The sequence below is a fragment of the Anaerococcus sp. Marseille-Q5996 genome, assembly GCF_946893725.1.
GTDB classification, from domain to species: domain Bacteria; phylum Bacillota; class Clostridia; order Tissierellales; family Peptoniphilaceae; genus Anaerococcus; species Anaerococcus martiniensis.
The window spans coordinates 35,422-50,150 of sequence record NZ_CAMPPE010000001.1 but is presented as its reverse complement, the minus strand read 5'-3'; the positions used below and the strand labels follow the sequence as shown (position 1 = coordinate 50,150).

Annotated in this window: 9 protein-coding genes; 8 read left to right on the top strand and 1 reads right to left on the bottom strand. The window is 34.5% G+C overall.

Features of this window, described 5'->3' with window-relative positions:
- Nucleotide 1: 1 nt before the first annotated feature.
- A complete protein-coding gene (locus OC526_RS00210; protein WP_262121076.1) occupies nucleotides 2-838 on the top strand; it encodes a MurR/RpiR family transcriptional regulator in 837 nt (278 codons plus the stop codon).
- A 41-nt stretch (nucleotides 839-879) separates the two neighbouring features.
- On the opposite strand, the gene OC526_RS00205 is transcribed toward OC526_RS00210, so the two are convergent.
- Complete coding sequence (locus OC526_RS00205) at nucleotides 880-2,037, bottom strand: helix-turn-helix transcriptional regulator (protein ID WP_262121075.1); 1,158 nt, start codon at nucleotides 2,035-2,037, stop codon at nucleotides 880-882.
- A gap of 352 nt (nucleotides 2,038-2,389) precedes the next feature.
- Here OC526_RS00205 and OC526_RS00200 point away from each other — a divergent pair, with 352 nt between their 5' ends.
- The 7 genes from OC526_RS00200 to OC526_RS00170 all read left to right on the top strand — a co-directional run bounded on the left by OC526_RS00200 (nucleotide 2,390) and on the right by OC526_RS00170 (nucleotide 14,719).
- Complete coding sequence (locus OC526_RS00200; protein WP_262121074.1) at nucleotides 2,390-3,922, top strand: alanine/glycine:cation symporter family protein; 1,533 nt, start codon at nucleotides 2,390-2,392, stop codon at nucleotides 3,920-3,922.
- Nucleotides 3,923-3,964: 42 nt separating this feature from the next.
- Nucleotides 3,965-4,900 carry a carbamate kinase gene (gene arcC / locus OC526_RS00195; RefSeq protein WP_262121071.1) on the top strand — a complete coding sequence of 312 codons (936 nt, stop codon included), beginning with the start codon at nucleotides 3,965-3,967 and terminating at the stop codon, nucleotides 4,898-4,900.
- Between the two features lie 125 nt (nucleotides 4,901-5,025).
- On the top strand, nucleotides 5,026-6,030 hold the full coding sequence (gene argF, locus OC526_RS00190; RefSeq protein WP_262121068.1) for an ornithine carbamoyltransferase: 1,005 nt from the start codon (nucleotides 5,026-5,028) through the stop codon (nucleotides 6,028-6,030).
- A 147-nt stretch (nucleotides 6,031-6,177) separates the two neighbouring features.
- Nucleotides 6,178-8,631: a lamin tail domain-containing protein gene (locus tag OC526_RS00185; RefSeq protein ID WP_262121066.1), complete on the top strand. Its 2,454-nt coding sequence runs from the start codon at nucleotides 6,178-6,180 to the stop codon at nucleotides 8,629-8,631.
- A 194-nt stretch (nucleotides 8,632-8,825) separates the two neighbouring features.
- Nucleotides 8,826-10,328 carry a type I restriction-modification system subunit M gene (locus tag OC526_RS00180; protein WP_262121064.1) on the top strand — a complete coding sequence of 501 codons (1,503 nt, stop codon included), beginning with the start codon at nucleotides 8,826-8,828 and terminating at the stop codon, nucleotides 10,326-10,328.
- Entirely contained in the window at nucleotides 10,318-11,631 is a 1,314-nt protein-coding gene (locus OC526_RS00175) for a restriction endonuclease subunit S (protein ID WP_262121061.1), read from the top strand. Before OC526_RS00180 ends, OC526_RS00175 begins: the two co-directional genes overlap by 11 nt.
- Complete coding sequence (locus tag OC526_RS00170) at nucleotides 11,624-14,719, top strand: type I restriction endonuclease subunit R (protein ID WP_262121058.1); 3,096 nt, start codon at nucleotides 11,624-11,626, stop codon at nucleotides 14,717-14,719. Before OC526_RS00175 ends, OC526_RS00170 begins: the two co-directional genes overlap by 8 nt.
- Nucleotides 14,720-14,729 lie beyond the last annotated feature (10 nt).

Genomic DNA, 14,729 nt, shown 5'->3' with positions numbered 1-14,729 from the left:
TATGGCCTATTATGTAAAATCAGTTATAGAAATCATAGAATCAAATTACGAAAACTTCACAGCTACAGAAAAAAATATAGCCGATTTTTTCATCCATAATGACAAAAAAGGAGATTTTTCTGCCAAAAAATTAGCTGACCAGCTTTTTGTATCAGAAGCTTCTCTTTCAAGATTTGCCCAAAAATGTGGATTTAGGGGATATAGAGAATTTATCTACCAATATAGGCAAAATTTTGTTGAAAAAAATGACGAAATCACAGATAATGTCAGCCAGGTCCTAAAAACTTACCAAGAACTTTTAAATAAAACCTATTCTCTAATAGATGAAAACCAGCTAAAAAGGGTGGTTAGCTATATGAATGCCTCCCAAAAAGTTTTTGTTTGTGGCAAGGGCTCATCAGGCCTTGCTGCAAATGAGATGGAAATGCGTTTTATGAGGATAGGGGTAAATATCGACTCCATAACAGACTCTGACCATATGAAAATGAGGGCGGTTTTTCACAATGAAAACAATCTGGTAATTTGCCTAAGCATCAGTGGAGAGACCAAGGAAGTTTTGTATTTTCTAAAAGAAGCCCACAATAAAAATGCAAAAACAGTTTTGATTACATCTCAAAATAGGGAAGAAATAAAGAAATATTGTGATGAATTGGTTTTAGTTCCATCGCTTAAACACCTAAACTATGGAAATGTAATCAGTCCCCAATTTCCCCTATCAATTATGGTTGACATCTTATATACTTTTTTTGTAAATGAAGATAAAAATATCAAAGAAAAAATGCACGGTGATACCATCAAGGCCTTGGGCAAAGGAGATTTTAAAGAAAATAGCAAATAAAAAAATCATTCCGATTTGGAAATGATTTTTATTTTGCTAAATTATAGATTTACTTCTTGGTAGTTGATTTTTTTCCTAAAATCATTTGGATTTATGGAATAGATTTTTTTGAAATTCCTGTAAAAAGTTTTGGTTGTATTAAAACCTACCTTGTAGGCGATTACTGACACCAAATCATCGCTTTGCAAAAGCAGCCTTGCAGCATTTATCACTCTCATGTAGTTTATATAATCATCAAAAGTCTTGTCTACATAAAATTTCAGAGACTTATTTAAGGAATTTTGATTAATATCAAATTTTTTGCAAACCTGGTCTATATCCAAGTCATTGTAATAATTTTTCACTAGATAATTGATGATGTCAGCCATTTCTAGATAATCTATGACCTGGTCGCCATTTTCAATGGTGTGGTAGGAATTTTTGTAGTCCTTAGAATTTAATCCTGTTTTGGATTTAAAAAATTTGGAAAGGTGGGAGGCATCCTTAAATCCTAAGATGACAGATAACTCTTCTAGGCTATTTTCAGAAAAATTTAGGTAGCCCATTAGTTTTGTAAGTTTCATCAAGGATGTGAGATTTGTAAAAGATAGGCCGGTTTCTTCCTTGATGTACTTTGAGATATTTGATTCTGATAGGTAAAAAATATGGGCCAGATTTGCTAGGGTCAATTTTTCCTTCAAATGGGCCCAAATATAGTGGAAAATTTCTATTTTGTTATACTTTTGGAGTTTTTTTTTACCATGACCTGCTGATTTTTCAAATAAAATTGCAAGTTCCATTATTTTGATGCAGATCATTTGTTTGGCATAGTCCTTGCCATTTTTAAAGGCATGAAGCTCCTCATTTAGGGTTTTTATAATGGATTCTACAGTTTTTCTGTCATCATCATCTAAGATTACATAGGCATTTTCTGTGATAGAATTTGTAATTTGCATGGTCGATCCAAACATTTGGTTGGTTTTTTTTAGGAAAATATTTATAAGCTCTATATCAAAAACTGCCACATCAAGCTCAATTGGATCCATTACTTCCATAATTTGCGTGTAATACCATGGCAAAATCCCCACAAGCATACCTTCTTTTAGGGTGTAATTTTCTCCTTGGATATTAAAAATAGCCTCGCCCTTTTTTATATACCAAAATCTAGCGTTGGTATGAAGGAGGGGATCGGTAGAATTTGCACATATTTCATGGCCCATGTCTATTAAAACTGCTTGGCTTAAATCAGTTTGAAAATAATTTGATTCATCCTGGATGTTGGTCTGATTTTTTATATTAATCCCTCCCTTCTAACATTTCTTTCTATATATTATATCACATTTTGCTAGTTTAAAGCACAAAAATCATTGGAATTCTGAAGTCTTATCAAAAAATATTAATAAAAATTTATAATAAATTACAAATGTTTTGTGAAAACATTTGCCCTAACTTTACAATTTTTTTGAAGAAATATGTCCTATATCAGAAAACGATTGTGATATAATTTTATCAAGATGATGGTTTGTAAATATTTATAAGTCATATCGAACTTATAAAAAAAAGGAGAAAATTATGTTAGATACTATATCACGCTTTACTGATTGGTTGTGGAGCTGGCCTCTATTAGTATTATTAATGGGCGGTGGCTTGCTTATATCTATCAGAACAGGATTTTTCCAATTGCGTCATTTTGGTTATATTTTAAGCCAAACTTTTGGAAAAATGTTTTCCAAAGAAAACCAAGGTGATGGAACAGTTTCTGCTTTCCAAGCTATGACAACTGCCCTTGCTTCATCAATAGGAGCGGCAAATATCGTAGTTGCACCTACAATTATTTTCGTTGCAGGACCTGGAGCAATCTTTTGGATGTGGATTGCAGCTATTATCGGTCAAGCTACAAAATTCTCAGAAGTAGCTCTTTCTATCAAATATAGAGAGCTAAATGCAGAAGGCGAATACGTTGGTGGATGTTCATACATGCTTAAAAATGGTCTAAAAGGCAATCTTGGTAAAGTCCTAGGTTCACTTGCAGCATTTTTCTTTATGTTAGAGATCCTTCCATCAATCACACTTCAAACACTATCAGCAGTTAACCCAATCCAAAGTGTATTTAAACCACTTGCAGTAGATGAACTAGTTGCTAAAAGAATCGCTATTATTGGTATTTTTATTCTAGTATCTGTAGTTGTATTTGGTGGGGTAAAACAAATTGGTAAGGTAACTGAAAAACTAGTTCCAATCATGGCAGCATTTTATATTATATGTGGATTATTGATTATAATTATGCATATTGGCGAAGTACCAGCAGCATTTGGTCACATTATCCAAGGTGCATTTGATCCTAAGGCTGTTATGGGTGGTGTAAGTGGTATTGCACTTTCAAAAGTAATTTCTCAAGGGGTAGCTCGTGGGGTTTACTCAAACGAAGCTGGTATGGGTTCTGCAGGTTATGGACACGCTGCAGCTACAACAGACCACCCTGCTAGACAAGGTCTTTGGGGAGTATTTGAAGTATTTGCAGATACAATTATAGTTTGTACAATATCTGCACTTGTAGTAATCCTTACAGGCACATGGCAACCAGGTATGAGTGAAGCTGACATGGCAGCAGTAAGATCTATAGCTGTAGAAAGATCATTTAACACATTATTTGGTCAATGGGGTTCTGTAATTATCTCAATTTGCTTATTCCTATTTGTACTTTCAACAATCATAGTAATCGTATTTTACTGTGAAAAACAAGCTGAGTATTTATTTGGAACAAAAGTGGGTAAAATTATGAGGGTAGTTGCATCACTTATGATACTTGCAGCATTATTCGTATCATTTGACAATGCTGGAGTATTCCTTGACTTTACACTAGGACTTGTAGTAATACCAAACTTGATTGGTCTGATAATGATGAGTGGCGAAGTAAAAGAAATCGCTGATGACTTCTTTAAATCAGACAAATACTACAGACTAGATACTGGCAAAGTAAAAGCAACAACTACAACTAGACCAGTAGAAGAAAAAGTCACAACAACTACAACAACAAAAACCAAAGAAGTTTCAGAAGGTGAAACTTTAACATTTGAATCAGACGATGATTCATTAAACAAATAGTATAAATTATTTACAAACCATTATTAACTTTCAGGAGGATACATGAAATCAATCGTAGTAGCCCTAGGTGGAAATGCCCTAGGAAATAGCCCAAAAGAACAATTAGAAGCTGTAAAAGGTTCATCAAAATCAATTGCAGACATCATAGAATCATATGACAAGGTAGCAGTAGTACATGGAAATGGACCACAAGTAGGAGTAATCAACCTAGCATTATCCCTAGCAGCAAAAGAAGACTCAACTATACCAGAATTCCCATTGGTGGAATGTGTAGCAATGAGCCAAGGCTATATAGGATACCACCTACAACAAGCTATCGAAAATGAATTAGCATCTCGTAATATAGACAAAAAAGTAGCAACAGTAGTAACACAAGTTGAAGTAGATCCAAAAGACCCAGCCTTTGAAAATCCAACAAAACCAATAGGTAACTTCTACACAGAAGAAGAAGCAGATGCAATTAGCAAAAAAGATGGATACACATTCAAAGAAGACGCAGGTCGTGGATTTAGAAGAGTAGTACCAAGTCCAAAACCACAAAGCATAGTAGAACTATCAACAGTGACAAACCACCTAGACAATGATGGTGTAGTAATCACAGGTGGTGGTGGCGGAATCCCAGTTCTAAATGAAAATGGCGAACTAAAAGGGGTAGACGCAGTAATCGATAAAGACTTTGTAGCAAGCAGAATCTCATCAGACATTGGTGCAGATACACTACTAATACTTACAGCAGTAGACTCAGTATATATTAACTTTGGTAAAGAAAACCAAGAAGAACTTCGTGAAGTAACAGTAAGTGAAATCAAAAAACACATCGAAGACAACCAATTCCACGCTGGATCAATGCTACCAAAAGTAGAAGCTTGTATCAAATTTATCGAAGAAAATCCAGAAGGAACAGCAATCATTACATCTCTAGAAAAAGCAGCATATGCCCTATCAGGAGAAGTAGGAACAAAAATCATAAACGGCTAAGCCACCCTTGATTAAAAGCAAAATAGCTGGGTAAAAAAATAAAGGTAACACGCTTATAAAATGCAAAAATAAGCATTTTGTAATATATATTGGTAATATTTTAGAAAGTATAAAGGAGATTTAAAATGGGAGTTAACTTAAGAGGACGTAATTTAATGGCAATCAAAGACTTCACAGAAGATGAAGTACTTTACCTAATCGAACTATCAGAACAATTCAAAAGATTAAAACTGGCAGGAACACCACACAGATACCTAGAAGGCAAAAATATAGCACTATTATTCGAAAAAACATCAACAAGAACAAGATGTTCATTCGAAGTAGCAGGATATGACCTAGGAATGGGAGTAACATACTTAGATCCAGGTTCAAGCCAAATGGGTAAAAAAGAATCAATCGCAGATACAGCAAAAGTATTAGGTAGATTCTACGATGGTATTGAATACAGAGGATTTGACCAAGACTTAGTAGAAGAACTTGGAGCAAATGCTGGAGTACCAGTATGGAATGGTCTAACAGATAAATGGCACCCAACACAAATGATTGCAGATATGCTTACAATCAAAGAAAACTTTGGTAAACTAAGAGGCATCAACTTCGTATACATGGGTGACTGCAGAAACAACATGGCAAACTCATTAGCAGTAACATGTGCTAAACTAGGTGTAAACTTCACAGGATGTGGTCCAAAAGACCTATGGCCAGAACAAGACGTACAAGATCTAGCTAATGAACTATCAAAAGTACACGGATCAAAAGTACACTTTACAGAAGATGTAAAAGAAGCTACAACAGATGCACACGTAATCTACACAGACATTTGGGTATCAATGGGAGAACCAGAAGAAGTTTGGGAACAAAGAATCGAACAACTTCACCCATACCAAGTAAACAAAGCAGCAATGGACAATGCTAGAGAAGATGCAATCTTCATGCACTGCCTACCATCATTCCACGACCTAAACACAACAATTGGTAAAGAAATCAATGACAAATTTGGTGACAAATACGAACTAAATGGTCAAGAAGTTTCTGAAGAAGTATTCTTATCACACCAATCAAAAGTATTTGATGAAGCAGAAAACAGAATGCATACAATCAAAGCAATCATGTATGCTACACTTAAATAAGTAAGATAAAAAAATAAAGTGACCTCCAAAGGCAATAGACCTTGGGGGTCTTTTTTGTTAACTAATATTTATAAAACTTTACACTTGTTTTACATATAATTTACATCATTGATATAAACTTAAAATAAAAAATATAAAGGGGATTTTATGAAAAAATTACTAGCAGTAGTACTTGCAACAAGCTTAGTCCTTGGAGCAAATGAAAGTTTTGCAAGCCAAGATTTAGCAACAGAAAATAACGTTGAACTTGGGCAAACAACACAAATCTTAGAAGAATCAAGCACAGATTTAGAAAATGTAAATTTATTAGCAGCAAACAATGAAAACACAAGTCAAAATGATTTTGATATTGTCATCAACGAAATAATGACAAAAGCTCCTGATAAGGGAAAAGATTATGTAGAATTGTTAAATAAAGGAAATGCTCCAGTAGATTTAACAGGCTGGTATATTTTCGATAGCGAAGATAGGGCGGATAAAGTAATAAAACTTGATAGAATAATATTAAATCCAGGAGAAGTTTTTGTATTAGAAGAAGATACTCTCTTTGATTTTGGTCTTGGAAAAAATGATACTGTAAGATTATTCAATAAAAATGATCAGTTAATCGGAAGCTACCAATGGGAAGGCGGACACCCAAATGAAGTTTTTGCAAGAAATCCTGAGACAGGTCAAATGCAAGAAGCAAAAGCTTCAAAAGGACAAATAAACCCAATACCAGCAAAAGAAGAGGAGCAAACTCCACCAGCTGAGGATACTAACACAGTAGAATCAGCATTTAAGGGCAAAGTAGTAGTAAATGAAGTAGAATCAAAAGATCCTAGTGGTGGCAATGATTATGCAGAAATTTATAATAATACAGACCAAGCAATAGATATATCTGGTTGGTATATCCTAGACAATAATCCAAAACACAAAAAAGATTCTAAATATACAGTAAAAGAAGGAACAAGCATTCCAGCCAAAGGATTTTTCGTATTCGAAGAAAATGTAGACTTTGACTTTGGCCTAGGTGACAATGATGAAGTAAATCTTTATGATAAAGAAGATAAGTTAGTAGATAAGTTCTCTTGGCAAGGCCATGCAAATGGTACATATGGTAGAATCCCAGATGGTACAGGCGAAATTGTAGATGGTAAAGCTTCAAAAGGCAGAGCCAACACTACAGAAGAAAATGTAGAAAAAGAAATAGATGTAGAAACATTAAATTGGCCAGGAATTGATGAAGTAAAAGTGTTAGACGAAACATCAATATTTGACCTAAAAGACCTATCAGGCCTAGACAACCACGATGGTTGGATATATGGAGTAAATAACAAAGAAGGTAGATTTATCATCTTCAAAGTAGAAAATGACCAAGTGATATTTGCACCAGGATTTGATGGCAAAGGAAAATCCGTAAAATTTATAAAAGATGCCAATGATCCAAAAGCAGCAGGCCCAGACTCAGAAGGCATCACAGTGGATAATAAAGGAAGAGTTTACCTAGCAGTAGAACGCGATAATGGCGATAAAAATGTAAACAAAAACATGATACTGCAAGTAGCAGATCCATTTAAAGATGCAAAAGAAATGGTAGCAGACAGAGAATGGAACATCACAGAATTATTGCCAGATGTAGGAGCAAACCTAGGCATAGAAACCATTGAGTGGGTAAGCTTTGATAATCTAAACGGATTTTTATATGACCAAAAAAACAACAAAGCCCTAGACAAAAACGACTATCCAAATGCCTATGCAGACGGAATATTCTTTGTAGGTATGGAAGCAAATGGCCATGTATACGCCCTAGTACTTGAAGAAAATGGAAAAGCAGAAGTCATATCAGAAATCCAAACAGGACTAGGTGGAGTAATGAGCATGGACTTTGATACAGAAAACAACGTGCTTTGGGCAAACGCAGACAATGATTACAACAATATCCACAATATAATTCAATTTAATGGAAGCAAAGATCCAAAAATTGTCCACGTAACAGCACCAAAAGATATGAATATCGACCTAAACAACGAAGGATTTATGATAGATCCAAAAGCATCAGCAGATGGACTAAGATCAACCTACTGGTTTATGGACGGAGAAAACACCAAAGCCTTTAGAAAAAGTGCCATAAAAGCAGATTACATGAAAGACCTAGGGCTTACAAAAATCCCAGGCAAAGAAAGCCCAAAAAAAGACCAAGGCAAAAATCCAATCATAGACAATATAACAATAGTAATCCCACCAACACTAAAAATAGTAGATAAAAAAGAAATCGAAAGCCACTACAACAAAGAATTGCCACAAACAAAACAAAGCAAAAACGAACCATATGCAGAAAAAATCACAGACGAGATAATCTACGTATCAAATGGCTACAAATCAATAAAAGAAGGCTATTACTACAAAAAAGACCTACTAGAAAAATACAACAAACTAAAAGCATCAGTAGAAAAAAACCGCACAACAGCAAGAGCAATCCAAATCCTAAAAGATATTGCACCAAATATAGCAGAAAAAAACAAAGAAACAATAGCAAAACTTCTAGAAACATCACAAAAACTGCAAGAAAAAAGCCAAAAAGCCTTAGAAGAGATGGATATAATCTTAGCTGGAAAATAAGTGATAGAAAAAGGACAAAGAAAACCTCGGGAAGAATCCTGGGGTTTTTCTATATATAAGTAGAAGCTCTGTTTTAAGGAGAATTGTTTTTTACAAATACTCTGGTCTTCGGTAGCTACTTTAGTTATAATGATTATAAAGAAAATATTTAAAATATTATTTATAGAATCATATTATAATTTAGGAGGAGCCTTATGTCAGAAAAAGTAAGTGGAGCTAATCTCGGCTTTGAAAAAGAAATATTTGCAGCGGCTGACAAGCTACGTGGTAATATAGATGCGGCAGAGTACAAAAATGTTGTACTTGGGCTAATATTTTTAAAATATATATCTGATTCTTTTGAAGAAAGATACAAAAAACTTGTAGAAGAGGGCGATGGTTTTGAGGAAGACCGCGAAGAATATGTAGCAGAAAATATATTTTTCGTACCTAAAGAGGCTCGATGGGATTATGTAGCAAGTAAAGCGATGACACCAGAAATAGGGCAAGTGATTGACAAGGCTATGGTGTCTATAGAAGAAGAAAATGATAGGTTAAAGGGCATCCTTCCAAAAAATTACGCCAGACCAGAACTAGATAAGAGACGTCTAGGAGAAGTTGTAGATTTATTTAATAACCTAAAATTAAAAGAGCACGGTAATTCAAAGGATATCCTAGGCCGTACATATGAATATGCCCTAGCTCAATTTGCCTCCCAAGAAGGTAAAAACGCAGGAGAATTCTACACTCCATCAAGCATTGTAAGAACTCTGGTAGAAATCTTAGAGCCCTATGAAGGTAGAGTCTATGACCCTTGCTGTGGGGCAGGAGGTATGTTTGTCCAATCAGCAAACTTTGTAGAGCGCCACCAGGGAAGAGTCAACCAACTTTCAATCTATGGGCAAGAATCAAATGCCAATACTTGGAAGCTAGCTCAAATGAACCTTGCTATCCACGGCCTAGAAGGTGACTTAGGAAAAGGCGCAGCAGATACATTTTTCGAAGACCAACACCAAAGCATGCGTGCAGACTATATCTTAGCCAATCCTCCCTTTAATATGAAAGAATGGGGAGGGGATAAATTAGTAGAAGATGTAAGATGGAAATACGGTCTCCCACCAGCAGGCAACGCCAACTATGCATGGATGCAACATATGATTTACCACCTAGCACCAAAAGGAAAAATGGGACTAGTCCTTGCAAACGGATCCCTATCAGCATCTGGTAAAGAAGGAGAAATCCGAGCAAATATTATAAAAGATGACCTAATGGAAGCCATTATAGCCATGCCAGATAGACTTTTCTACTCCACAGGCATATCAGTATCCCTATGGATAATCAATAAAGAGAAAAAACAAAAAGGCAAAACCCTATTTTTGGATTGCAGAAATTTGGGCCACATGGTAGACAGGGCCCACAGAGACCTATCAGTAGAAGATATATCCAAAATATCTCAAACTTATAAAGATTTTACAAATGGCAAGGATATAGAGGAAGCTGGATTTGCTCATGCAGCTGATATAGAAGAGATAGAAGAAAATAGCTTTGTTCTAACCCCAGGTAGGTATGTAGGCCTAGAAGAAGTAGAGGATGATGGGGAACCCTTTGAAGAAAAGATGGAAAGGCTTACTAATGAATTAGGCTTGCTTTTTGCTGAATCTAATAAGTTAGAAGAAGAGATAAGAGCACAGCTTGGGGAGCTTGGTTATGGAGTTTGAAAAAATTAATCTGTATAAACCTAAGTTCTATAATGATTGGGATACTAAAACATTATATGAATTAGCTGATTGGATAAATGGAAAAGCATTTAAGAAAAAAGACTATTCAAATAACGGTATTCCAATTATTAAAATTGCTGAACTAAATAATGGAATATCATCAAATACAAAATATACTAATAGTGCTGAGGATAAATTTTATCTAAAAGAAAAGGATCTTTTATTTGCATGGTCAGGGAATCCTGATACATCTATTGATACTCATAGGTTTAATTTACCAGAAGGATATTTAAATCAACATATATTTAAAGTAATACCTAATCAAGATGAAATATCCAGCAATTATTTCTATTATTTAATGAAGTATTTGAATCCTAATTTTAAAGAAATTGCTAGAAACAAACAAACTACTGGATTAGGACATGTAACAGTATCGGATATAAAAAACGTTTATGTTAATATTCCAAAACTGGAATTTCAAGACTCAATAACTGGTCCTCTTTATTCTATTGATAGAAAAATAGAAATAAATAATAAGATAATAGAAAATCTAGAAGCTCAAGCTCAAGCTATTTTCAAATCATGGTTTGTAGACTTTGAACCATTTCAAGAAGGGAATTTTATAGAAAGTGAACTAGGTTTGATTCCTGAGGGGTGGGAAGTTAAGGAGATAAAAGAAATTAGCGATAGAAAAAATGGTTACACCTACAAAAGCTCTGACTTATCTGATTATTCAAGTGTAAATATGGTTACAATCAAAAACTTCAATAGACATGGTGGACAAAACGATGATGCTAAAAAGCCTATTAAGAATACAGAAAGAGTAAAAAAGCATCATATTTTAAAGGATAAAGATATATTAGTGGCGTGTACAGATTTAACTCAAGCTGCAGATATAATTGGTAGAGTGATTCTTTACAGCGACAATAATTATTTTGATTATGAAATATATTCAATGGATGTGGTAAAACTTGTGCCTCATGATATTACTGATACTTACTTTATATATCATTATTTGAACTCTAATATATTTAAAGGATATGCCGAAGGTGTAGCGACGGGGACAACAGTATTACACCTTCCAAAAAAGTCTATAGATAGCTTTAAACTTATATACCCTAGTAAGGAGCATATAGAAAAATTTAATGAAATAATAAAGCCGTTTATTGAATTAGAAAATTTGTTAAGAAATGAGAATTATAGTCTAGCCCAAACCCGAGACACCCTCCTCCCAAAACTAATGAGTGGGGAGATTGACGTTTCTAATATAAAGATTGATGATGAGGATATAGATTATGAGTGAGATATATCTAGAAGATGGATTTGAAAAATTATTTATAGAGTACATTGAGGACCTAGGATATAGCTATATTCCCCACCAAGAAATAGTAAGGGATAGCATGAAGGCGGTGCTTGCAAGTGAAATTTTATCTGATGCCCTAGCCAGCATTAACCCAGATATTTCTATGGAGGTCATTGACCAAGCTATATATAAAATAAAAAACATAGATGCAGGCCTTTTGGTAAATCGTAACGAGGTCTTTTTTGACTACCTACAAAATGGCATAGAAGTCTCTTATTATGAAGATGATGAACAAAAGACTTCTACTGTTTATCTTATAGACTATGAAAATATAGAAAATAACTCTTTTGTAGTGACCAATCAACTTACTATCATTGGCAAGGACACAAAAAGACCTGATATTATTTTATATATCAACGGCTTGCCTTTGGTAGTTATAGAGCTTAAATCTATGACTTCTACTAACTCAGACATTGATAGTGCTTTTAGGCAAATACAAAATTACCAATACGATATAGAAAATCTATTTGTCTACAATGCCTTTAATATTATTTCTGATTTTACTACTACAAAAATTGGGACTATTACCGCTGGCAAAGCTTGGTATAAGGAGTGGAAGTCTATCGATGGGTCTTATGAATCTACTCAATATGCTGATTACAAAACTTTACTTTCTGGTGTCCTTAGCAAGGATAGGTTTTTGGACATTATCAAAAATTTTATTTTCTTTGAACATAAGGATGATGGAACAAATAAAATTCTTGCCCAATACCACCAATATTTTGCGGTTCACAAGGCGGTAAATTCTACAAAGTTAGCAATTTCTTCTGGTGATGGCAGAGGTGGGGTGTTTTGGCATACACAGGGTTCTGGTAAATCTTTGTCCATGGTTTTTTATACTGGATATATGATACGTGCCCTAAGTAAGCCAACTTTTGTAATACTTACTGACAGAAATGACCTAGATGATCAACTATATGGACAGTTTTCTAGGGCTGCTAAATTTTTAAGACAAGAGCCTATACAAGCTAGTTCACGTGATCACTTGCATGAACTTTTAGACAATAGGACTAGCAATGGGATATTTTTCTCAACCATGCAAAAATTTGCAGAATCAGAAGAACCATTAACCTTACGTGATGATGTGATTGTAATAGCAGATGAAGCTCATAGATCACAATATGGTATGCGTGAGAAAATAACCAAGGACGGGAAAATAGTATCTGGTATGGCAAGACTAGTTAGAAATTCATTGCCAAACGCTACTTATATTGGTTTTACAGGTACACCTTTAAGTGAAAACGATAAGGATACCCAAGAAATATTTGGTCAATATATAGACGTATATGATATGGCTCAGGCTGTGGAGGATGGAGCTACCAAGCCTGTCTATTATGAAAATAGAGTAATCAACCTAGGTCTTAATCAAGATATTTTAAGCCAAATTGATAAAAAATATGATGAACTTAGTGACCATGCCAATGAAATGGATATAGAAGCTAGTAAGAGAGAATTGTCCCGACTTGAGCAGATTATAGGATCAGATGAGGCTATAGATACTTTAGTAAATGATATCATTACCCACTATGAAGAGACTAGGGAAAATTTATTGACCGGCAAGGCTATGGTAGTAGCTTACAATAGGCAAATAGCAGTAAAAATCTATCAAAAAATTCTAGAAATCCGCCCAGATTGGGATGAGAAGGTAAAGGTAGTAGTAACTGCAAATAATAATGACCCTATAGAATGGAAAGGGATTATAGGGAATAATTCTGATAAGGAAGAGCTGGCAAAAAGATTTAAGGATAATAATGATCCCTTTAAGATAGCTATAGTTGTGGATATGTGGCTGACTGGATTTGATGTGCCATCTTTATCCACTATGTATGTCTATAAACCTATGAAAGGCCACAACCTCATGCAGGCTATAGCAAGAGTAAACCGTGTTTTCGCTGACAAAGAGGGTGGGCTGGTAGTAGATTATATCGGTATAGCAAGTGCCTTAAAAGAAGCTATGAGCAATTATACTAAGGCAGACCAAAAGCAAATAGAAAATGCAAATATTAGAGATTCGGCATATCCTATGTTTAAGGAAAAACTTGAAGTATGCAGGGATGTATTTTTCTATAACTTTAATTATGCCATGATATTTTCTGAAAAAATCAAGCCTAGCCAATTGGCAAATTTAATCACTGAAGGGCTAAATCATCTGCTGACTTTTTCTGAAGAAAAACAAAACTCATACAAAAGGGAAGCCTACGCATTAAAACAGGCTCACACCTTATGTTCATCTATATCAAATGAAAAAGAACAGAGAGAAGCAGCATTTTTTGAAGCTATACGCACAAGCTTAAATAGGATTACAGGCCAAGGCAAATTAAATAAAAACGAAATCAATGAACAAATAAGCAAACTCTTAGAACAATCTATACATAGCGAAGGAGTTATTAATCTATTCCAAGATTTTGACAAAGGATTTAGCTTATTTGACCCACTGTTTTTAGAAAAAATCTCTAAAATGGAACAAAAAAATCTAAGCATAGAGCTATTAAACAAACTTATAGAAGATGAAATAAGACTAATATCACGTGGAGATATAGTAAAAGGTGAAGAGTTTTCCGAAAGACTAAAACGCATCATGAAATCCTACAGAGAAAGCATGGTAGACAATGCAGAAAGCCTGGATAAGTTTGTAGGATTAGTAAAAGAAGACAAAAGCGACTACAATCTAGGAACAATCAGGGAAGCTTTGATGAATCTAGCAGAAGAGATTGTAAGACTAGAAGAAGAAAATAAAAGCTTAGGCCTAAGCAAAGAAGAACTAGCCTTCTATCACGCAATATCAAAACCAGAAAACATCCACGAATTTTATACAAACCAAGAACTAATAGCCTTTACTCAAGAACTAACAGAAGCAATATCAGAAGAAATGACCTCAGATTGGATGATGAGAGAATCCGGCCGAGCAAATATGAGAAGAACCATCAAAAGACTATTAGCAAGGCATAAATATCCGACAGATAGTCGTGATAAGATAATAGATTTGCTAGTGGAGCAGGCTGAATATTTTGATGGGATGGTTATATAAAAAGGAGATC